This is a genomic window from Pseudoalteromonas sp. ASV78 (genome assembly GCF_047806705.1).
Lineage (GTDB): Bacteria > Pseudomonadota > Gammaproteobacteria > Enterobacterales > Alteromonadaceae > Pseudoalteromonas > Pseudoalteromonas prydzensis_A.
The window spans coordinates 108,603-131,600 of record NZ_JBLOPA010000001.1; the positions used below are offsets into that span (position 1 = coordinate 108,603).

The following is a 22,998-nucleotide window of genomic DNA, read 5'->3' on the forward strand; positions in this document are numbered from 1 at the left end:
AGGAAATTGATTAGTGCAAATATAAGTTACTCCTAGTATAAAAATTAATTTTCACCAGTCTTCTAAGTTTTTAGTATTAATCTGTGGTTTTACTACCTGTACTTTAGTCCAGTATCCTTTTGGCTGTGGTGTCCTAAATTTGAGTAATACAAAGGTATAACTCTTGATTAAAGGTAGCAAAATGGACGCAAATCAATTACTGATCATAGACATTCAAGGCTCAGCTGGGATCGTTTTAGAAGATGGTTCAATTAAGGCATTGTCATTGGGAGATACAATTACCGTTGGCGATATTGTAATCACCGCTGCTAATTCGTCATTATTAATTGATGTTAAAGGTATATCACTTGCTATTCCTGCTAATCAGCGAGTGCAAATTACCCCCGATCTTGTTGCCGAGACTACACGGGATAGTTCTGAAACCACAATTTTTGATGATAGTATCGATGATGCCATTGCCAGTTTAAATCAACCCAATAGTGCAGATGAGGCATCATCTTCTCCTTTAAATGAAGATGTCAGTGATTTTTTGAGTGCCCTTGAAAGTGGCGGTGATTTATTGGATACATTAGAAGCCACTGCCGCTGGTGGTAATGCTGCAACCGGTTCCGGTGGCGGTACTTCTTTTGTGGAACTTGCACGTATCGCTGAGGGTATTGATCCAAGTAGTTTATCTTTTGATGATAGCTTTACAGCTAACAATGATGACATTTTTTCTCTTCGTGATACGACCGATGGGGTGGTGCCCGAAACCGCGTTAATTGGTACTTTAACGTTAAATGACATTGGCCTAATTAATAATCCACAACCAGTTATTTCCGGCACATCGACTAACTTAGTCGGAGAAACAGTATTAATTACCATCACTGATGCATTGGATAATGTACAAACCATAGCTGTGATTGTGCAACCCGATGGCACGTTTACCTCGCCAGCAATTGAGCCATTACCGGATGGCCCAATCGTTGTTGATGTAACAGTAATTGGTCCAGATGGTGAGCCAGTTTCAGATACTATTACAGCAGATATAGATACCACTGCGCCTGTTATAAGTATTGCTACGTTAACTGATTCAGCTTCGCCAGTGGTCACAATCACCGGCTCTGTTGTCGGTTTAGATGCAGGTGATGATGTGACGCTTACTGTGACTGATAGCGCCGGTCAAGTGCAAACATTTGTAACGCAGGTTGATCAACAAGGTAATTGGAGTATTACAACGGCAGCATTAGCCGAGGGCCCATATAATGTACAAGCCAACGCTGTTGATGCTGCTGGTAATGAAGGCAATGCAGAAGCGACGGCGGTTATAGATTTAACAGCCCCTGTAATTGCGATTGATGCAATTGCTGATACCAATGATACGACTCCGACATTGACCGGAACGGTCAATGGTGTGGCGACGGGCACACTCGTATCAATAACCGTTGTAGCAAGTAATGGTGCAACACAAACATTAACAGCGACAGTGACGGCTGATGGTAGTTGGTCTGCAGAGGTTACAGAGCCGCTTGTAGAAGGCGAGTTTACAGTAACCGCAACCGTGGCTGATAGTGCTGGTAATACTGCCAGTGATAGTGAAGTTGGTGTAGTAGATATAACAGCGCCGACAATTACTATTAATACACTTGGCGAAAGCAACGATACAACACCGACCATTAGTGGAACTACGCTGGGTGTGAATGCGGGCACGACAGTGACCTTAGTGATCACCGATAGTAATGGCGATCAGCAAACAATAATAGCTGTCACTGACGCGGCTGGTAATTGGCAAGTTGACCCTAGTATTGCGTTAGCAGAAGGCGATTACACTGTTACGGCAAGTGTTAGCGATGAGGCAGGTAATCAGGCGAGCGATACAAGCGTTGGCTTAATTGATGTAACCGCTCCGCTGATCAGTTTAGATACATTAGCGAATTCGGCTGATGATACGCCAACTATTTCAGGTCAGGTTCAAGGTGTTGCCAGTGGCACCTTGGTGTCTATTGTTGTGGTTGATGCCAATGGTGCGCAACAAATATTCACAACACAAACTTTGATTGATGGCAGTTTTGCGGTTGAAGTGCCAAGCAGTTTAGCCCAAGGCCAATATTCAGTTGTTGCAACGGTTGTTGATACGGCTGGTAATCAAGCATCAGACAGCACAACAGGGTTGATTGATCTTAGTTTATTATCAATAACTATTAATATTGTTGGTGAAACAAATGACACGACTCCAGAGCTTACAGGGAGTACGTTAAATGCAGCTGCTGGCGATCAAGTACAAGTTGTTATTACGGATATCAATGGGCAAACCGAAACATTAGTAACAACGGTCGATGCAAATGGTAATTGGACTGTTACGCCATCACAGGATTTAGCCGAAGGCGAATTTAGTGTTACGGCGGTGGTTACGGATAGTTTTGGTAATACAGCAAATGCAGCTATTACAGGTATTGTTGATATTACTGCACCGACAATAATAATAGATACTGTGGGTGATATTAATGACAGTACACCAGTTATTGCTGGGAGCACTCAAGGTGCGTCGTTAGGCAGTATTGTTTCAATTGTTGTCACAGATTCGCAAAACAATAGTCAAACTTACACAGCTTCAACTGATGCCAATGGCAATTGGTCCTTTGATGTGACTACTCCCGTTGCGGCAGGTGAGTTTACTGTTACAGCATCAGTAACTGATGCAGCAGGTAACACAGGAACAGATACTGAGATAGGTACTTTTAATAATACAAGCCCTGTCTTAACCCTAGATTTTGATCAATTAACCAGTGATAACACACCATTAATTAGTGGTACCAGTGACACCGATGCAGGCAGTGTAGTTACTGTTTTAGTAACTGATAGTAGCGGAAATACGCAAACCTTATTAGCCGTTGTAGGCGCTGATGGTAGTTGGTCTATCAGTCCAGATAACGCATTATCGGAAGGTGATTTTACCGTTACAGCCAGCGTTACTGATACGTTTGGCAATCAAAGTACAGTGTCAGATAGCGGTGTTATTGACGTAACAGCACCGATTTTAACTATCGATAACTTAGGCACGGTGAATGACACTACACCGATCATCAGCGGCCAAACAAATGAGCCTGCGGGCAGCGTAGTGAACTTAGTTGTTAATGATGGTGTCACTGCACAAAACTTGACCGCGATAGTAAATGGGGATGGCAGTTGGTCAGTCGAAGTGCCTAATGCATTGCAAAACGGCACTATTGATGTTGTTGCGAACATCACTGATGCTGCCGGCAATCAAGCAACTGCTTCTAGTAGCTTTATTCTAAATGATAATGCGCCCAGTATTAGTATTGATACGATTGATGATAGCAACGATGTTACACCTATGATCAGTGGCACATCCGATGCTCCCGACGGCGCAATCATTACCGTTATAATTACCGATAGCAATAATAATAGCCAAACGCTTACTACAACTGTCACCGCAGGCATATGGAGTGTTGAAGCGCAAAATACAGTTGCCGAAGGTGAATATACTGTTGATGCAAGCGTCACAGTGGATGGTCTAACAAGTGAGGCACAAGCAACAGGCATCATTGATACTCAAGCGCCGACGGTTGATATTAACCCATTAGCAGATAGCAACGACACCACCCCAACTATCACCGGTAGCAGTGATGAAATTGGTGGTATTGTGAGTATTACAGTCACCGATGCCAATGGTGATATACAAAGTTTAACGGCGACAGTACTTGCAGATGGCAGTTGGTCGGTTGATGTACCCACACCGCTTGCAGAAGGCGCATTCCAAGTGGATGCCAGCGTCACTGATGCTGCAGGCAATACCGCTAGCGACACCGAAAACGGCGGGGTGATCGACACTCTTGTACCGACGGTTGATATTGATCCGTTAGCTGCGACGAACGACACCACCCCAACCATCACCGGTAGCAGTGATGAAATTGGCGGGCTGGTGAGTATTACAGTCACCGATGCCAATGGTGATATACAAAGTTTAACGGCGACAGTACTTGCAGATGGCAGTTGGTCAGTGGATGTACCGACCCCACTTGCAGAAGGTGCTTTTGTTGTTGATGCCAGTGTCACCGATGCCGCCGGCAATACTGCGTCTGATACAGAAAATGGCGGGGTGATCGACACCCTTGCCCCAATGTTTGATATTGATCCGTTAGCAGATAGCAACGACAGCACGCCTACCATCAGCGGCAGCAGTGATGAAATTGGCGGGCTGGTGAGTATTACAGTCACCGATGCCAATGGCGATATACAAAGTTTAACGGCGACAGTACTTGCAGATGGCACTTGGTCGGTGGATGTACCGACCCCGCTTGCAGAAGGTGCTTTTGTTGTTGCTGCCAGCGTCACCGATGCCGCCGGCAATACTGCGTCTGACACAGAAAACGGTGGAGTGATCGACACCCTTGCCCCAATGTTTGATATTGATCCGTTAGCTGCGACGAACGACAGCACGCCTACCATCGCCGGTAGCAGTGATGAAATTGGCGGGTTGGTGAGTATTACGGTCACCGATGCCAATGGCGATGTACAAACCTTAACCGCCACTGTGCTGGCTGATGGTACTTGGTTAGTTGATGTACCGACTCCGCTTGCAGAAGGCGCTTTTGTTGTTGATGCCAGCGTCACCGATGCTGCAGGCAATACTGCGTCTGATACAGAAAATGGCGGTGTGATCGACACCCTTGCCCCAATGGTTGATATCAACCCGTTGGCTGATAGCAACGACATAACGCCAACTATTACCGGTAGCAGTGATGAAATTGGCGGACTGGTGAGCATTACGGTCACCGATGCCAATGGCGATGTACAAACCTTAACCGCCACCGTGCTTGCAGATGGCAGCTGGTCGGTGGATGTACCGACCCCACTTGCAGAAGGTGCATTCCAAGTGGATGCTAGCGTCACCGATGCCGCCGGCAATACTGCGTCTGATACAGAAAATGGCGGGGTGATTGACACCCAAGCACCAACGGTTGATATTGATCCGTTGGCTGATAGCAACGACACAACGCCAACTATTACCGGTAGCAGTGATGAAATTGGCGGGCTGGTGAGTATTACAGTCACCGATGCCAATGGCGATGTACAAACTTTAACCGCCACTGTGTTGGCTGATGGTACTTGGTCGGTTGATGTACCTACCTCGCTTGCAGAAGGCGCTTTTGTTGTTGATGCCAGCGTCACCGATGCCGCCGGTAATACCGCTAGCGACACAGAAAATGGCGGGGTGATCGATACTCTTGCCCCAATCTTTGATATTGATCCGTTAGCAGATAGCAACGACAGCACACCAACTATCACCGGTAGCAGTGATGAAATTGGTGGGTTGGTGAGCATTACAGTCACCGATGCCAATGGCGATGTACAAAGTTTAACGGCGACAGTACTTGCAGATGGCAGTTGGTCGGTGGATGTATCGACCCCGCTTGCAGAAGGCGCTTTTGTTGTTGATGCTAGTGTCACCGATGCCGCCGGCAATACTGCGTCTGATACAGAAAACGGCGGAGTGATCGACACCCTTGCTCCGACAGTTGATATCAACCCGTTGGCTGATAGCAACGACAGCACGCCTACCATCACCGGTAGCAGTGATGAAATTGGTGGGTTGGTGAGCATTACAGTCACTGATGCCAATGGCGATGTACAAAGTTTAACAGCGACAGTACTTGCAGATGGCAGTTGGTCGGTGGATGTACCGACCTCGCTTGCAGAAGGCGCTTTTGTTGTTGATGCTAGTGTCACCGATGCCGCCGGTAATACTGCGTCTGATACAGAAAACGGCGGAGTGATCGATACTCTTGCACCAACCTTTGATATTGATCCGTTGGCTGCGACGAACGACAGCACGCCAACCATCACCGGTAGCAGTGATGAAATTGGCGGGCTGGTGAGCATTACGGTAACCGATGCCAATGGCGATATACAAACCTTAACCTCCACTGTGCTGGCTGATGGTACTTGGTCGGTTGATGTACCGACCCCGCTTGCAGAAGGTGCTTTTGTTGTTGATGCTAGTGTCACCGATGCCGCCGGTAATACCGCGTCTGATACAGAAAACGGCGGAGTGATTGACACCCAAGCGCCAATGTTTGATATTGATCCGTTGGCTGCAACGAGCGACACAACGCCAACTATTACGGGTAGCAGTGATGAAATTGGCGGGCTGGTGAGCATTACGGTAACCGATGCCAATGGCGATATACAAACCTTAACCGCCACCGTGCTGGCTGATGGTACTTGGTCGGTTGATGTACCGACCCCGCTTGCAGAAGGCGCTTTTGTTGTTGATGCTAGTGTCACCGATGCCGCCGGCAATACCGCTAGTGACACAGAAAATGGTGGGGTGATCGATACTCTTGCGCCGATTGTCACTATCGATGCACCGGCATTGACCAACGACAATACGCCGCTGGTCACAGGGACATCGGATCTAGCCAATAGTGACATTGCGATTACCTTTACGGATGCCAATGGCAGCCATACGGTGACAGTACAAACCAATGCTAGCGGTAATTGGAGTGCAGAAGCCACGCAGCCGCTTATTGATGGTGCGTACACAGTGACTGCCAGTCTCACCGATGCCGCAGGCAATACCGGCAACGCCAGTGATAATGGCGTGGTGGATACAATCCCACCAGAGCTTGCATTTACGCCCACCTTCCTATTAGGGCAGTTAGTATCGCTTAGTGGTACCTCAGATTTACCAGCAGGAAGTACTGTTACTGTTACTCAAAATCTACTCGGTGGTGGGGTGATAAACTACACAGCGACCACAGATGCTGCAGGTAATTGGTCATTACTTGGATTGAGTATCCCACTATTAACACTTAGTTCAATCACCGCCAGTGCCAGCGATGAAGCAGGCAATATACGCACTATCAACTCGACCGACTTTGATAGCACGCCACCGGCACTCACTGTGAGCGTCGATACGCTGAGTAATGATAATACCCCCGAAATTAGTGGTACCTCCGATGCGGGGCAAGGGGCTGCGGTGACGGTTGTTGTTACCGATAAAGACGGCAACACCGAAACGCTTACTGCCATTGTGGATGCTGCAGGCAATTGGGCAATTAGCCCGACAACCCCGTTACCTGATGGCGCATTTAGTGTTGATGTCAGTGTTCGCGACAGTGTGGGTAATGAAACCACAGAATCAATTAGCGGCGTGATTGATACCATCGCGCCGACGCTTACCGTGCAAGGGGTGGGCGATGGTAATGATGTTACCCCAGTATTTAGTGGCACCAGTAATGAAATCGGTGGCACAGTGACCTTAATTGTTATCGATGCTAACGGGGTTACACAAACACTGAGCGCAACAGTACAAAGTAATGGTCAATGGTCAGTCGAAGTACCAAACGGCCTGAGTGAGGGCGATTACAGTGTTGATGCGACCATCACTGATGCGGCGGGGAATGACACCCAATTAGCTTTAACAGGCAATATTGATACCTCAGTGCCTGTTGTTCTGGTGAACGATAATGGCCTAGGCAATGACGCGACACCAACAATCAGTGGTTCATCTACCGAGCCTGCAGGCACGGTTGTCAGCATCAGTATTGTGGATGTCAATGGCGATAGCTATGGGTTAAGTGCGCAAGTGCAAGCAGATGGCTCATGGCAAGTAACTGCACCGAGCTTGCCAGATGGCAGTTATACAATGACTGCCAGCATTACCGATGCTGCAGGCAACACCGGCAGTAACACCGGCACCGGCAGTGTGGATACCTTAGATCCGCTGATCAGTATCAACAGCCTCGGTGCAATTAATGATGACACGCCAACGCTCAGCGGCACCTCATCAGAGCCACAAGGAACGGTGATAAACCTCACTGTCACCGACAGCGGTGGTACGGTTACCACACTCAGTGCCACGGTTGATGTCAATGGTGACTGGGCAGTCACCGCCCCAGTTTTAGCCGATGATGATTATACGGTGGTTGCGAGCGTCAGTGATGCCGCAGGCAATAGCAACAGTGCCACCGATACCTTCACACTCAATACCTTAGCGCCAAGTATTACCATCAATGCGATTGGTGAAACCAATGACACCACCCCGACCATTAACGGCAGCAGTGATGCCGCGGATGGCAGTGTTGTCACTGTAGTGATAAATGATGGAATTAACCCCGCAGAGACTATTCAAACCACCGTAACCGGCGGCACGTGGAGTGTCACGGCCAGTAGTGATTTAGCCGAAGGTGACTTTACGGTGACCGCCACCGTTGAAGATGCCGTGGGTAATCAAGGCACGGCCACAGTTACTGGGATTATCGACACCACCATGCCGGATATCAGCATTAATCCGCCAGCCGACACGAATGACACCACGCCTACTATCAGTGGCACGGCCAGTGCGCCACAAGGCAGCATTGTCACCTTAGTATTTAATGATGCGGCAGGCAACTCACACACAGTCACCACGCAAATGTCGCCCAGTGGTACCTGGTCAGTGCCCGCGCTGGAGGTATTGGCCGAAGGCGAATACACAGTCACTGCGAGTGTTTCTGATCAAGCGGGCAATCCAGCCAGCGCCAGTGTCACCGGGGTGATTGATGTAACGGCTCCAATGATCAGTGTGGATGCACTGGCAGACAGCAGTGATGTGACACCGCTTATTAGTGGCCAAAGCAGTGGTGTGCCAGCAGGCACACAAGTAACGATTGAAATCATCGCTGCAAATGGCGCAGTACAAAGCGCGACAGCCCTAACCGATGCCGCAGGAAATTGGTCCGTGGAGGCCAGTAACGCGCTCGTCGAAGGCGAGTACACAGTGAATGTCAGTGTGACCGACTCCGCAGGCAATACCGGCACCGATAGCGAAACTGGGGTGATAGACACAACAGCGCCAAGCGTCACTATCGATGCACCGGCATTGACCAACGACAATACGCCGCTGGTCACAGGGACATCGGATCTAGCCAATAGTGACATTGCGATTACCTTTACGGATGCCAATGGCAGCCATACGGTGACAGTACAAACCAATGCTAGCGGTAATTGGAGTGCAGAGGCCACGCAGCCGCTTATCGATGGTGCATACACAGTGACTGCCAGTCTCACTGATGCCGCAGGTAATACCGGCAACGCCAGTGATAATGGCGTGGTGGATACAATCCCACCAGAGCTTGCGTTTGTACCAATCTTCCTATTAGGGCAGTTAGTATCGCTTAGTGGTACCTCAGATTTACCGGCGGGCAGCACGATTACCGTCACGGAAAATTTACTGGGCGGCGGTATTGGTGCAACGTATACCACAACCACTGACGCCAATGGCGACTGGAGTTTAATCGGTTTAACCATTCCACTATTAAGTGTGGCCTCAGTGACTGCCAGTGCCAGTGATGAAGCGGGGAATACACGTACGATTAACTCACTTGATTTTGATGGTACACCACCGACCTTAACAGTCAGTGTCGATACGCTGAGCAATGACAATACCCCCGAAATTAGTGGCACTACAGACTTAGGCCAAGGGGCGAATGCGAGTGTCGTCGTCACAGACAAAGATGGCAACACCGAAACACTCACTGCCATTGTGGATGCCAATGGTGACTGGGCAATTAGCCCGACAACCCCATTACCTGATGGCGCATTTAGTGTCGATGTCAGTGTCAGTGACAGTGTGGGCAATGAAACCACAGAATCAATTAGCGGCGTGATAGACACCACCGCGCCGACGCTTACCGTGCAAGGGGTGGGCGATGGTAATGATGTTACCCCAGTATTTAGTGGCACCAGTAATGAAATCGGTGGCACAGTAACCTTAATTGTTACCGATGCTAACGGGGTTACACAAACACTGAGCGCAACAGTACAAAGTAATGGTCAATGGTCTGTGGAAGTACCTAACGGCCTGAGTGAGGGCGATTACAGTGTTGATGCGACCATCCTTGATGCGGCGGGGAATGACACCCAATTAGCCTTAACAGGCAATATTGATACCTCAGTGCCTGTTGTTCTGGTGAACGATAATGGCCTAGGCAATGACGCGACACCAACAATCAGTGGTTCATCTACCGAGCCTGCAGGCACGGTTGTCAGCATCAGTATTGTGGATGTCAATGGCGATAGCTATGGGTTAAGTGCGCAAGTGCAAGCAGATGGCTCATGGCAAGTAACTGCACCGAGCTTGCCAGATGGCAGTTATACAATGACTGCCAGCATTACCGATGCTGCAGGCAACACCGGCAGTAACACCGGCACCGGCAGTGTGGATACCTTAGATCCGCTGATCAGTATCAACAGCCTCGGTGCAATTAATGATGACACGCCGACGCTCAGTGGTACCTCATCAGAGCCACAAGGAACGGTGATAAACCTCACTGTCACCGACAGCGGTGGTACGGTTACCACACTCAGTGCCACGGTTGATGTCAATGGTGAGTGGGCCGTTACTGCCCCAGTTTTAGCCGATGATGATTATACGGTGGTTGCGAGCGTCAGTGATGCCGCAGGCAATAGCAACAGTGTCACCGATACTTTCACACTCAATACCTTAGCGCCAAGTATTACCATCAATGCGATTGGTGAAACCAACGACACCACCCCGACCATTAACGGCAGCAGTGATGCCGCGGATGGCAGTGTTGTCACTGTGGTGATAAATGATGGAATTAATCCCGCAGAGACTATCCAAACCACCGTAACCGGCGGCACGTGGAGTGTCACGGCCAGTAGTGATTTAGCCGAAGGTGACTTTACGGTGACCGCCACCGTTGAAGATGCCGTGGGTAATCAAGGCACGGCCACAGTTACTGGGATTATCGACACCACCATGCCGGATATCAGCATTAATCCGCCAGCCGACACGAATGACACCACGCCTACTATCAGTGGCACGGCCAGTGCGCCACAAGGCAGCATTGTCACCTTAGTATTTAATGATGCGGCAGGCAACTCACACACAGTCACCACGCAAATGACACCATCAGGCACCTGGTCAGTGCCTGCGCTGGAGGTATTGGCTGAAGGCGAATACACAGTCACCGCGAGTGTCTCAGATCAAGCGGGCAATCCAGCCAGCGCCAGTGTCACCGGGGTGATTGATGTAACGGCTCCAATGATCAGTGTGGATGCACTGGCAGACAGCAGTGATGTGACACCGCTCATCAGTGGCCAAAGCAGTGGTGTGCCAGCAGGCACACAAGTAACGATTGAAATCATCGCTGCAAATGGCGCAGTACAAAGTGTCACTGCGACAACCGATGGCACAGGAAATTGGTCGGTGGAGGCCAGTAACGCGCTCGTCGAAGGCGAGTACACAGTGAATGTCAGTGTGACAGACTCCGCAGGCAATACCGGCACCGATAGCGAAACCGGGGTGATAGACACAACAGCGCCAAGCGTCACTATCGATGCACCGGCATTGACCAACGACAGTACGCCGGTGGTGACAGGGACATCGGATCTAGCCAATAGTGATATAGCTGTCACCTTTACCGATACTAATGGTAGTCATACCGTTACAGTACAAACAGATGCCAGTGGTAATTGGAGTGCAGAAGCCACGCAGCCGCTTATTGATGGTGCGTACACGGTTACCGCCAGTCTCACCGATGCCGCAGGCAATACCGGCAGCGCCAGTGATAATGGCGTGGTGGATACAATTCCGCCAGAGCTGAGAATTATACCTTCTTTCTTGTTAGGTAATTTGGTATCACTGTCAGGTGATTCAGATTTACCTGCCGGAAGTACCATCACTATTACCGAGAATTTAGTCGGAGGTTTGATTGGTGCAACGTATACGGCAACCACAGATGCTAATGGTAATTGGCAATTACTAAACTTAACGGTGCCATTACTTAACCTAGCCTATGTTACTGCCAGCGCAACTGATGCTGCAGGGAATACAAGTACGGTCAGTACACTCGACTTTGATAACATTGCACCTGAGTTAACGGTCAGTGTTAACGCATTGAGCAATGACACAACACCGGTCATTTCAGGTGATACGGATATGGGTCAAGGCACTGTGATTAACTTGACTGTGGTTGATAGCGATAATGTCAGCCAAACATTTACCGCGGTTGTTCAAGCGGATCAAACTTGGTCCGTGTCTGTACCACAAGCACTCGCAGAGGGAACCTATACAGTCACCGCATCTGTGCGTGATGGCGTTGGTAATTTAACCACGGAGCAAACCACTGGCGTGGTTGATAGTGTTGCGCCAAGTTTAGTGATAGACAATCTACAACCAACGGCTAATGCAACACCAACGATTACAGGCAGTAGTAATGAGATTGGTGCTGAAGTCTCGGTTGTGGTTGACGGACAAACTCTGCAAGCGACGGTTGCAAATGATGGTACTTGGCAGGTAACAATCCCAACGGCATTGAATGATGGCAGTTACCCTGTTGAAGTGAGTATCACTGATGACGCCGGGAATCTACAAACTGCATCTGCCACGCTGTCAATTGATAGCATTACGCCTGTATTGACGATGGCGGATCCAGGTGTAACGAATGATCCAACGCCGACTATTTCAGGAACTTCAACTGAGCCGCAAGGTACTGAAGTGGTTATTGTTTTGGTTGATGCTAATGGTGACAGTCAGCAATTTACAGCCCAAGTGCAAGCCGATGGAAGTTACTCGGCAAGTCCAAGCGTAGAGATTGCCGATGGTGCTTACACTGTCACGGCCACAATTACAGATGCTGCTAATAATATTGGCACAGCGCAGGGCACTGGTACCGTTGATACATTAGATCCAACTTTAACTTTAGACGGATTAGGCACATTTAACGACGCTACACCGGTTATTTCAGGCAGTAGTGATGAAATTGGTGCAACGGTGACGGTGAATGTCAGTGATAATTTAAACAGTTATCAACTAACTGCTGTTGTACAAGCCGATGGAAGTTGGTCAGTGCAAGTTATTGATGCATTGAACGATGGCGCAGTTACTATTACGGCTAATGTGAGTGATGCTGCTGGCAATCAAGCATCGGTTTCAAGTAACGCAACATTGGATACCAATGCGCCGACTATCTCGATTGCGAGTTTACAACCCACGATGGATACCACACCAACCATTTCTGGTACCACAGATGCCAGAGATGGTACTGATGTAACGATTGAAATTATTGCCTCGGGCATTGTGGTACAAACATTGACCACTCAAGCTTTGGCTGGGCAATGGACTATTGATGTCAGTGATGCACTTGTTGAGGGCAGTTATACTGTGAATGCAGTTGTTAGCGAGGACGGTTTAACTGGTTCATCCAGCACTAGCCTTGCAATAGACTTAACCGCACCAACATTGGCTGTTAATACACCGAGTATTACAAATGATACAACACCATTAATTAGTGGCACATCAGATGCTGCACAAGGCACTATCGTTACATTGTTGGTCACCGATAGTGCTGGCACCGAGCAATCGGCGCAGGCAACGGTCAAAGCAAATGGTACATGGTCTGTTGCGCTTGCAAGTGAGCTTGCAGAAGGAAATTATAGCGTTGCTGCAACCATTGCGGACATTGCCGGAAATAGCAATTCGGCTCAAACAACAGGTGACATAGATCTAACTCCACCTACAGTGTTGATTGATTTATTAAGCAGCACAGCAGATAAAACACCGGTTGTTTCAGGAGCAGCGTTAGATGCTGTTGCTGGGAACACCGTTGCGGTTACCTTTACAGATGCACAAGGTGCTAGTCATACCGTTAATACGACACTTGCAGCGGACTTGACATGGCAAGTCGAAGCATCTCAAACACTTGCTGAAGGCGCTTACACCGTCACTGCTGTAGTCACTGATACTGCAGGTAATGCTGGGCAACAAACTGCCAATGCTGTTATTGATAGTATTAACCCTGAAATTACCATTGACCAAAGCAGCTTGGTATTAACACAAGATACAACACCACTTATTAGTGGTACATCTGATGAAGCGAATGCTACTGTTGAGGTTACCTTTACGGATGCCAGTGGTACTGAGCAGGTTGTAATCGTCACTACGAATGCTCAAGGTGATTGGCAAGCAGCGGCAAACATCGCATTAGCAGAAGGTGTTTACTCTGTTAAAGCAACGATCACCGATGTGGCAGGCAATCAAGGTGAAGACAGTAAAACCGGTGGTGAAGTTGATATAACGCCACCAGAATTGACAATCGTCCCGTCATTCTTATTGGGAAGTTTAATTTCTTTATCGGGAACATCTGATTTGCCTGAGGGTAGCGTAGTCACTATTACAAATCACTTGGTGGGAGGCGCGGTAGGTTTACCTTACACTGCCACTGTTGATGCAAACGGTGACTGGAGCGTATTGAATTTATCGGTATCATTGCTAACACTGGCTTACGTTGAAGCCTCTGCAACCGATGCGGCGGGCAATACCACCACCATCAGCACCTTAGACTTTGATAACACAGCACCTGAGCTTACCTTAGACGCTCCAGCGCTGACTATGGATAGCACACCAACCATCAGTGGTACCACTGACTTAGGTGAAGGTGCACAAGTCACACTCGTGGTTACTGGCCAAGGCGTTGCTGAGCAAACCTTCACGGCAACAGTACAAGCCAATGGTAGTTGGTCTGCGGATGTGCCACAAAGTTTAGCCGATGGGCAATATTCAGTGACAGCCAGTGTACGTGATGGCGTAGGTAATTTAACCGAGCAAACCGCTTCAGGTGTTATTGATACCACAGCACCAAGCTTAGTACTTAACTCAACCCCTATCAGCAGCGACGAGACGCCACAAATTAGTGGTAATAGCAACCTAACAGGGGGCGAAGTTACGGTCACGGTCGATGGGCAAACCTTAACGGCCACAGTAGCAGAAAACGGTACTTGGCAAGTCTCTACTGAGGCATTAGCAGATGGCACATACACAGTAACGGCAAGCATTACCGATGAAGCCGGTAATAGTACCTCACGCACCGGCAGTATAACGATAGATACTGTGGCACCAAGTATTAATGTTGTAGGCCTTGGTTTAGGAAATGACGCTACACCGACTATCTCAGGAACCAGTGATGAACCAGAGGGAAGCACTGTATCTGTGGTGATAGTCGATGGCAATGATAATACCCACAACCTAACAGCTGAGGTTGATAGCAGCGGCAATTGGCAAGTACAAAGTGATCCACTTCCTGAGGGGGAATACAGCGTAACCGCGACAATTACTGATGCCGCAGGATTAACAACAAGCACAACGACGACTGGCGAAATAGACACGCTTGCGCCAGTAATCACTGTGGATGCGATTGGTACGATTAACCTTGCAACACCAACAATCACTGGTAGCAGTGATGAACCTGCTGGAACGACAATTAGCGTAACGGTAACCGATAGTGCGCAACCATACAGTTATACAACTCAGGTGCTTGCTGATGGAAGTTGGTCAGTTGCGGTAACGGATAGTTTAGTGGATGGTAATATTAGCGTGGTCGCATCAGTCAGCGATTCAGCTGGTAATACTAGCATGTCTAATGAGGTAACAGGGGTGCTTAATACCAGTGCGCCAAGTATCGGTATTAACGCATTAATGACTACCAATGATACAACGCCACAAATAAGCGGTACTAGTGATGCACCAGATGCCAGTACCATTAATGTTGTTATTAGCAATGCAGGTGGTGACCTACAAAGCTTTACTGCCACCTTAAACGGTGGAGTGTGGAGTGTGGATGTGCCTGATGCCCTACTGGAGGGAAGTTACACCGTAACCGCTAGTGTTACGCAAGCAGGGTTAAGCTCTTCAAGTTCTGCACAATTAGTGATTGATCTCACACCACCAACGCTTGCGATTACCTCTACACTGAGTTCTGCAGATACAACACCACTGATTGCTGGTACCAGTAATGCACAACAAGGTTCAACTGTTGAGGTAACCATAGTAGCGAGTAACGGTGCAATACAGAACCTATCAACTCAGGTACTTGCAAACGGAACTTGGAGCGTTGCAGCAACAGATGCGCTGACTGAAGGAGATGCTCAGATCAGTGCCGTGGTAACAGATCTTGCCGGTAACAGCACTAGTGAAACTATTACCATAAATATGGACTATACGGGACCTAGTATTTTAGTGACCGCGCCTGCAATTACGAATGATTGGACACCGGCCATAAATGGTTCTATCAGTGGTGCACCGACAGGCACTTTAGTGACAGTGTTGGTCACTGATAGTGCTGGCAATGCACAAACGCTGAGCACAACATCTAATGCCGATGGTAGCTGGGGGGTTGAAGTAATTAATGGCTTAGCAGATGGCACTTACACTGTTAATGTCAGTGCTGCCGATGAGTTAGGAAATGAATCATCAGCGCAAAGTACAGGCATCATAGATACGGTAGCGCCAGAAGTCGCAATTACCAGTGGCTTAGTTTTAACTTATGATACGAGCCCACTGATCACAGGAACGTCAAGTGAAGCGAATTCAGAGGTGGTAATAAGCTTTGGCAGCGGCTATCAGCAAACAGTTACAACCGATAATGATGGTAACTGGTCAGCTTCATTAGGAGATGATATCAGTGATTTTCCTGCAGGGTTATTGGATGGCACGTATACGGTAAGTGTTAGTATCGAAGATGCTGCGGGTAACATGGGTACTGCATCAGGCAATGGCTTAATCGTTGATACCACTCCTATTGAGTTTAATGTGACGGATTATAATCCTGGCATATTGGGTCTGATACTTCCTTCAGCAGAAGGCGATGCACCACCGGGAACTGAAATTTATATTATCGGCGCAAGCTTAATTGGCGTAGGCTTATTGGGTATTGATCTTGATGTATTAGAAGGTTACCCAAGTACCACAACTAACGCCAACGGTGATTGGAGTTATACGTTATCTTTATTAGATTTGGACCTGTTAAGTGGTGAAGATTATTATTTCTTAACACTTGATCAAGCAGGAAATTACCTTGCTAAGGATACAGACAATCAGGACGTTGCTTCTGGCAATATTAATGATGATCCAGCACCAGCCAGTGTGGAGGCAGAGCAGAGCATAGCGCAGGTAGAGGTATCAGAATCAAGTGTTACCTTTAGCAATGAACTATCACAAGATGAAAGTATTGATTTAAGTCGCATCCTAGTTGCTGACAATACCGTTAGTCGTGAGTCAGAGCCACTGGATTTAACAATCAATGATGTGTTGAGCGATGTTGGTCAAACCGATCTGCTAGCCTTAGACTCTGGGAGCGAAGAAAGTAGTATCGCTTTCAATGGTGATACATCGACCTCCGCTGAGCCTGCTATTGATGTACAAAACCAGTCGGAGGAAATGATTAAGAAATTAATCGAAAGTGGCAATAATCAAATCGATAGCTAATGAATTCATAGTATCAATGTAAAGCGCGGGTTGTTCTCGCGCTTTATTATTTTGAATCTTAGCTAGGAGTTGGGGGCAGTCTAATAAATAAGTTGCTAGCTTAATAAAAGTATTGCTAAAAACAGGAAAGGAAATTACAAAGGATATTTTCTACGAGCGAGCACTACGCTTTTAAATTATGAACGATTTTACTGTTACCGTGGACAACACTACCACCTTGGTCATAGGTTGTAGAGGTTGGCACGCCAATTAAAATGTCTTTTAACTGTTTTACAGTTAATTGGGCATGATGGGCTGCATGAGCATTAACATCATTTTTCTTTTTACATGACTCTAATAATTTACGTACGTCAGCAATCAAGTCTGTGACTTCGGTAGATTCGAGTTCATTACTTGCGAGTAAAGTTTTAAGTTCTTTATCTAAGGTTTGTATTTGGCTCAAAAAACCAAGCTTTTGTTTCGCGATGTCTTTTAAGCCCTCACCACGACGGGAGGCGATAGCTGTTAATTCATCATCTAAGATATCAGCCAGCGATGTTAAACTATTGAGCTGCATAACAAGTTTAGAGCAGATCAAACTGTTGTGATCAGCCATACACGTCAAACTCAAATGCAGCGATATTTTTGGCTAATTTTTCAGCATCAATTTGATATTTACCTTCACTAATGGCCTTTTTAAGTTCAGCAACTTTATTACTATCAAAACCAGAAGACTGTTGAGCCTTATCTTGTAATGATTTTAATTGCTGAGCTTGAGGTGTCAAACTCACTGAATCAGCAGCTGCTTTAGGGGCATTTGCTTGCGCAGTATTTGCATTATTGTTTTGCAAATCAACCTTTTGCTGTTTAGCATTGGTCAACACATTAGCCTGTTGCTGACCTTTATTTACTTGGCTTACCATGATTTTAACCTATACGTTACCCAACTTATGCCTAGTTATCGGCATACACATTAGAAACTTTAGCATAAATGCGAAAATTTAGATAATTACCTGCACAGACTCAACACCGTCAACACGGGCATTTAAAACTTTTCCTGATTTCGCATTTTTTACTTTAACTTGCTCACCTAAAGTACCATCTTCTAGTGCTAAACCGGAAGTTTTTATTTTTAACCCGCGAATGGTTGCAAAGATAGTAACATTATCTCCTTTACAGACCATACAAATTTGATTTAAAGCGACGGGATAACCGCTGCGGATATTACGTTTACTGCGACTGCCAATTAACAGCTGTTCGTCTTGCAAGTATTGCGCGCGAACAAAATGTTTTGGCTTCATAATCAAGCTCAAGTGGTGAGTTTCAATGACTTCACCACGACTTATATTTTCGCTCGCGACGATCACAGGGGAGAGCTCAATCATACGCACGTGCACGTATTGACTCCAGCCATTTAAATCATCACATTTAATTTGTACGGTGATCTGCCGATTAAAAGGCGGCTCAGTAGGAATAGTATACGAAGGTTCGCTTTCGCAACTGCGATCAGGAATGCGACTGTCTAAACTTAAGGCATTAAGTTGTTTGTCATCTGCGGTAGCGGGATCGAGCTGATCGTATACATAAGATACAGCGAGTTCTTGTAGTTGCTCTTTACTGTAAGTTTGCGCAGCCAGTGGCGCAACTAGGCATAGGCTAGCAAGAAAATAAAAAACACTGTATCTTCGGCTTTTTTTTAACAAACTCATAATGTTTCGACTATGCTTATGGTTGAAAACAGGGTATAAATATTTAGCGTCAATAAACAGACGCTCCCGTGTAGTTATGTAGCTTTACAGAAAGAAAGCAATTATTGTTCCGTTATTATTCGCTTTCTTTAGGAGATTGAAATGGCAGGCATTTTAGACTCAGTTAATCAACGTACTCAGTTGGTTGGGCAAAACCGCCTTGAATTATTATTATTCAAGCTTAGAGGGCGGCAGCGCTTTGGTATTAATGTGTTTAAAGTGAGAGAAGTACTGCAATGCCCTCCTTTAACAAACATGCCAAAATCAAACCCGTATATAAGAGGCGTCGCGCATATTCGTGGCCAAACTATTTCTGTTATCGATTTATCGATGGCCGTAGGTGGCCCTGCGATCGAGAATATTAAAGATAGCTTCATCATCATTGCTGAATATAACCGCTCTGTGCAAGGCTTTTTAGTTGGCGGTGTTGAGCGAATAGTTAATATGAATTGGGAAAAAATAATGCCGCCACCATCAGGAGCGGGTCGATATTCATATTTAACTGCAGTGACAGAAATTGAAAACGAATTGGTTGAAATTCTCGATGTTGAAAAAATATTAAATGAAATTTGTCCGGTGAATACCGAAGTCAGTGCTGCAATAGCGAATGACGGTGAAATTCAAAAAGACTTAGGTGAGCGCATTGTGTTTATTGCCGATGATTCTGCGGTTGCTCGTAATCAAGTTAAACGTGCCCTTGAACCATTAGGCGTACAAACAGAACTTGCCAAAAATGGTAAAGAAGCGCTAATAAGATTACGAGAGATTGCCGAGCTAGATTGTATCAACGATATTACCGAGCGAGTAGGGCTATTGATCTCTGATGTTGAAATGCCAGAAATGGACGGCTATACCTTAACAGCAGAAATTAAAGCAGATCCAAAATTAGCTCCATTGCATGTTATTTTACATACATCGCTCAGTGGGGTGTTTAATCAGGCGATGATTGAAAAAGTTGGCGCTGATGACTTTATTGCTAAGTTCAATCCGGATGAATTAGCTACAGCAGTGAAAAAATGGGTTCATTGTGACTAATTTGAAAAGGCGGTGTAACTTTGGAAAATAAGCATTTAGAGCAACGCGAGTACGATCAGTTTCGTTCTTTTTTAGAGCAACAATGTGGCATTGTGCTAGGTGATAATAAGCTTTATTTAGTTAAAAGCAGACTTGCTCCGCTAATGGTGCGTTTTAATGTCGCATCATTGTCGCAATTGGTTAGTAAAACGCTGAGTCCGCATGAGCGGCAGTTACGTGCCGCAGTGGTAGATGCTATGACCACCAATGAAACGTTATGGTTTCGGGACCAATACCCGTTTGAACTATTACAAAGTAAATTATTTCCAGAGCATAAAGAGTTACGTCGACCGCTAAAAATTTGGTCTGCAGCAAGTTCGTCAGGCCAAGAGCCGTACTCTATTGCTATGTCTGTTGCTGAGTTTCAGGCAAAACAACCGGGCGTGTTAAAAATGGGGGCACAGATCATCGGCACCGATATTTCTAATACCATGTTGGATATGTGCAAGCATGCAGAGTACGACTCGCTTGCTTTAGCCCGAGGGCTGTCGATAGAGCGTAGAAAGAAGTTCTTCAAAGATAGCGGCAATGGCATGGCGCAAGTGAACGAGTCAATCAAGAAATTGGTCAGTTTTCGGCACCTCAACTTATTGGATTCATACGCGTTAATGGGTAAATTCGATATTATTTTTTGCCGTAATGTACTCATTTATTTTGCCCCAGAAGTTAAAGCGAAAATTATTGCGCAATTTGCGCAAGCACTTAACCCTAAAGGGTATTTGTTCTTAGGTGCCTCTGAATCTATGTCGGGATTAAGTGACGAATTTGATATGGTGCGTTGTAATCCAGGCATTATTTACCAAAAGAAATAGTATTTTAAAATTAAGACCTGACGGCCCCTTATAATTAGTAGGCTCGCGTTTATCCTGTGCAAATAAAGCTCTTTTGCACAGGATACACCCGTAGGAAATGGCTTTAGCCATGAATTCCCAAGCGCTCGGTTTTAGGATCCTAACGGCCAGTCACTTCCCTAAAACCTAGTGCCTATTCTTACAATCATTGCGCATAAGCGTAGCGAGCTCTTAACTTCTTAACTCGCTGTTCTATGGTGAATCAATCACTTAAAGATATATTTTGCACAAAGAGAAGTGCATGTGGGTAAATGAGCCGACACACCGTAGGAAATGGCTTTAGCCATGCATTTCCAAGTGCTCGGTTTTAGGAGCCTAACGGCCAGTCACTTCCCTAGAACCTAGTTCCTATATTTAACGTAAACGCGGTGGCAAACCACTCCCTACAAGTAATGTAAACACCGAGTCACTTCCCTAGACCTTTATCTCCCTAGTAGCTAGTTAAACTGGCTCATCTTTTGCATTAGTCATCCTAAGTCAATTTTTTGGAGATGGTTATGGCTATCAGTTTTGATAAAGCATTTGGGGTTCATCCTCATGCAATGTTGATCCGTTCGCAACGTGCTGAGTTATTAGCAACCAATATCGCTAATGCTGATACGCCGGGCTATAAAGCGAAAGACATCGACTTTGCCACGGCATTGAAAGCGGCAAAAAGCCACCAGCAAGGCGGCAATAACATGGTAACAACTAACCCAAATCACATTGCCGGTGGTAGTCGTTATGTCGGCAACAGTGAAATGTTTCGCTCGCCAAATCAAGCAGATACAGGTGATGGTAACTCGGTTGATATACAAGTGGAACGAAACTTGTATACAAAGAACTCATTAGAGTATCAGGCAAGCCTGCAGTTTATGAGTGGTAAAATTTCAGGCCTTAAAAAAGCCCTCGGTGGTCAAGGAGCATAAGCATGAGTTTATATAACGTTTTTGATATTTCAGGTAGTGGCATGAGTGCACAAAATGTGCGCTTGAATACAACCGCGAGTAATATTTCGAATGCGAATACCATCAGCTCAAGCCAAGACCAAACGTATCGAGCGCGTCACCCTGTTTTTGCCGCTGAGCTGATGAAAGCATCAGAATCAACGGGTAATAATCAGGGCTCGTCTGTTGGCGTTAAAGTGCTAGGAATTGTCGAGAGTGATAAACCTTTGCAAATTGAATATAACCCAAACCATCCAAGTGCGGATGAAAACGGTTATATCTACAAACCTAACGTTAATGTCGTTGAAGAAATGGCTAATATGATTTCCGCCTCACGCTCTTATCAAACCAATGTGCAAGTTGCAGATGCAGCGAAGCAAATGTTAAGTAAAACACTGTTGCTTGGGCAGCGGTAATTGAGGGTTAGATTATGAGTAACGATATCAGTACTGTATCGTCAAGTTATATTGATTCACTTCGCGGGCAGAATAACCAAGTTACTGACGAAAAGAAAAGTGATGCACTAACGCAAGAGGATTTTTTCTCGTTGTTAACGCAGCAGCTGTCGTTTCAAGATCCCAGCAAACCTGCAGACAACGATCAAATGATTGCGCAAATGACCAATTTCACTATGGCGGAAGGTATCGCAAATTTAAATTCAAAATTTGAGTCTTTGGCGGCTTCAATGACCTCCAATTCTGCGTTGCAGGCATCAACTCTGGTTGGTAAGAAGGCTTTAGTAGAAGCAGATACATTAGATCTTAACAGCAGCGGTGAAGCCTCGGGCATAATCGCAATCGAAAGTCCTGTTAAAGATTTAAAGCTCAGTATTACGGATGCCTCTGGACAACTTGTGAGAACTATTAATTTAGATACTCAACCAGCAGGCGGTTTACGCTTTAGCTGGGATGGCAAAAATGAAGCAGGTGAGAGCCTTCCTGAAGGAGAATACAGTATAAAAGCTGAGGGCAGCATGGGAGAGGAGTTTACTAGCTTACCTATGGCCACATATAAAAACATTGAAAGTGTAAGCATTAATGGTGCTAATGGCATTATTATCAACACTAAAGCTGGTGCGATTAAGCTGACTGATGTCGCAGAAATTGCATAAAACATTTAAAGTATATTTCTAGCCGAAGGCTAATATT

At 46.3% G+C, this 22,998-nt stretch carries 9 protein-coding genes; 6 read left to right on the top strand and 3 right to left on the bottom strand.

Features of this window, described 5'->3' with window-relative positions; all coding sequences use genetic code 11:
• The first annotated feature begins 181 nt into the window (after window positions 1-181).
• The gene (locus tag ACMVDV_RS00460; protein WP_416156821.1) at window positions 182-17,272 is read left to right on the top strand and encodes an Ig-like domain-containing protein; all 17,091 of its coding nucleotides are present in this window, start codon (window positions 182-184) and stop codon (window positions 17,270-17,272) included.
• 163 nt (window positions 17,273-17,435) lie between these two features.
• Here ACMVDV_RS00460 and flgN read toward each other — a convergent pair whose 3' ends face one another.
• The 3 genes from flgN to flgA form a co-directional block, all read right to left on the bottom strand.
• A complete protein-coding gene (flgN, locus tag ACMVDV_RS00465; protein ID WP_192540974.1) occupies window positions 17,436-17,867 on the bottom strand; it encodes a flagellar export chaperone FlgN in 432 nt (143 codons plus the stop codon).
• On the bottom strand, window positions 17,860-18,174 hold the full coding sequence (gene flgM / locus ACMVDV_RS00470) for a flagellar biosynthesis anti-sigma factor FlgM (RefSeq protein WP_016710622.1): 315 nt from the start codon (window positions 18,172-18,174) through the stop codon (window positions 17,860-17,862). The genes flgN and flgM overlap by 8 nt, the downstream gene beginning before the upstream one ends.
• A 78-nt stretch (window positions 18,175-18,252) precedes the next feature.
• Window positions 18,253-18,960: a flagellar basal body P-ring formation chaperone FlgA gene (gene flgA / locus ACMVDV_RS00475; RefSeq protein WP_416156822.1), complete on the bottom strand. Its 708-nt coding sequence runs from the start codon at window positions 18,958-18,960 to the stop codon at window positions 18,253-18,255.
• Window positions 18,961-19,101: 141 nt separating this feature from the next.
• Between flgA and ACMVDV_RS00480 the strand changes: the two genes are divergently transcribed.
• The 5 genes from ACMVDV_RS00480 to ACMVDV_RS00500 all read left to right on the top strand — a co-directional run bounded on the left by ACMVDV_RS00480 (window position 19,102) and on the right by ACMVDV_RS00500 (window position 22,961).
• The gene (locus ACMVDV_RS00480) at window positions 19,102-20,034 is read left to right on the top strand and encodes a chemotaxis protein (protein ID WP_304182280.1); all 933 of its coding nucleotides are present in this window, start codon (window positions 19,102-19,104) and stop codon (window positions 20,032-20,034) included.
• 20 nt (window positions 20,035-20,054) lie between these two features.
• Window positions 20,055-20,885, top strand: coding sequence for a CheR family methyltransferase (locus ACMVDV_RS00485; RefSeq protein WP_416156823.1), 831 nt, complete (start codon window positions 20,055-20,057; stop codon window positions 20,883-20,885).
• A 536-nt stretch (window positions 20,886-21,421) separates the two neighbouring features.
• A complete protein-coding gene (flgB, locus tag ACMVDV_RS00490; protein ID WP_304182279.1) occupies window positions 21,422-21,832 on the top strand; it encodes a flagellar basal body rod protein FlgB in 411 nt (136 codons plus the stop codon).
• 2 nt (window positions 21,833-21,834) lie between these two features.
• Window positions 21,835-22,266 (top strand): flagellar basal body rod protein FlgC, encoded by a 432-nt coding sequence (flgC, locus tag ACMVDV_RS00495; RefSeq protein ID WP_304182278.1) that lies wholly within the window; start codon window positions 21,835-21,837, stop codon window positions 22,264-22,266.
• A gap of 14 nt (window positions 22,267-22,280) precedes the next feature.
• A complete protein-coding gene (locus ACMVDV_RS00500) occupies window positions 22,281-22,961 on the top strand; it encodes a flagellar hook assembly protein FlgD (RefSeq protein WP_304182277.1) in 681 nt (226 codons plus the stop codon).
• Window positions 22,962-22,998: the final 37 nt, after the last annotated feature.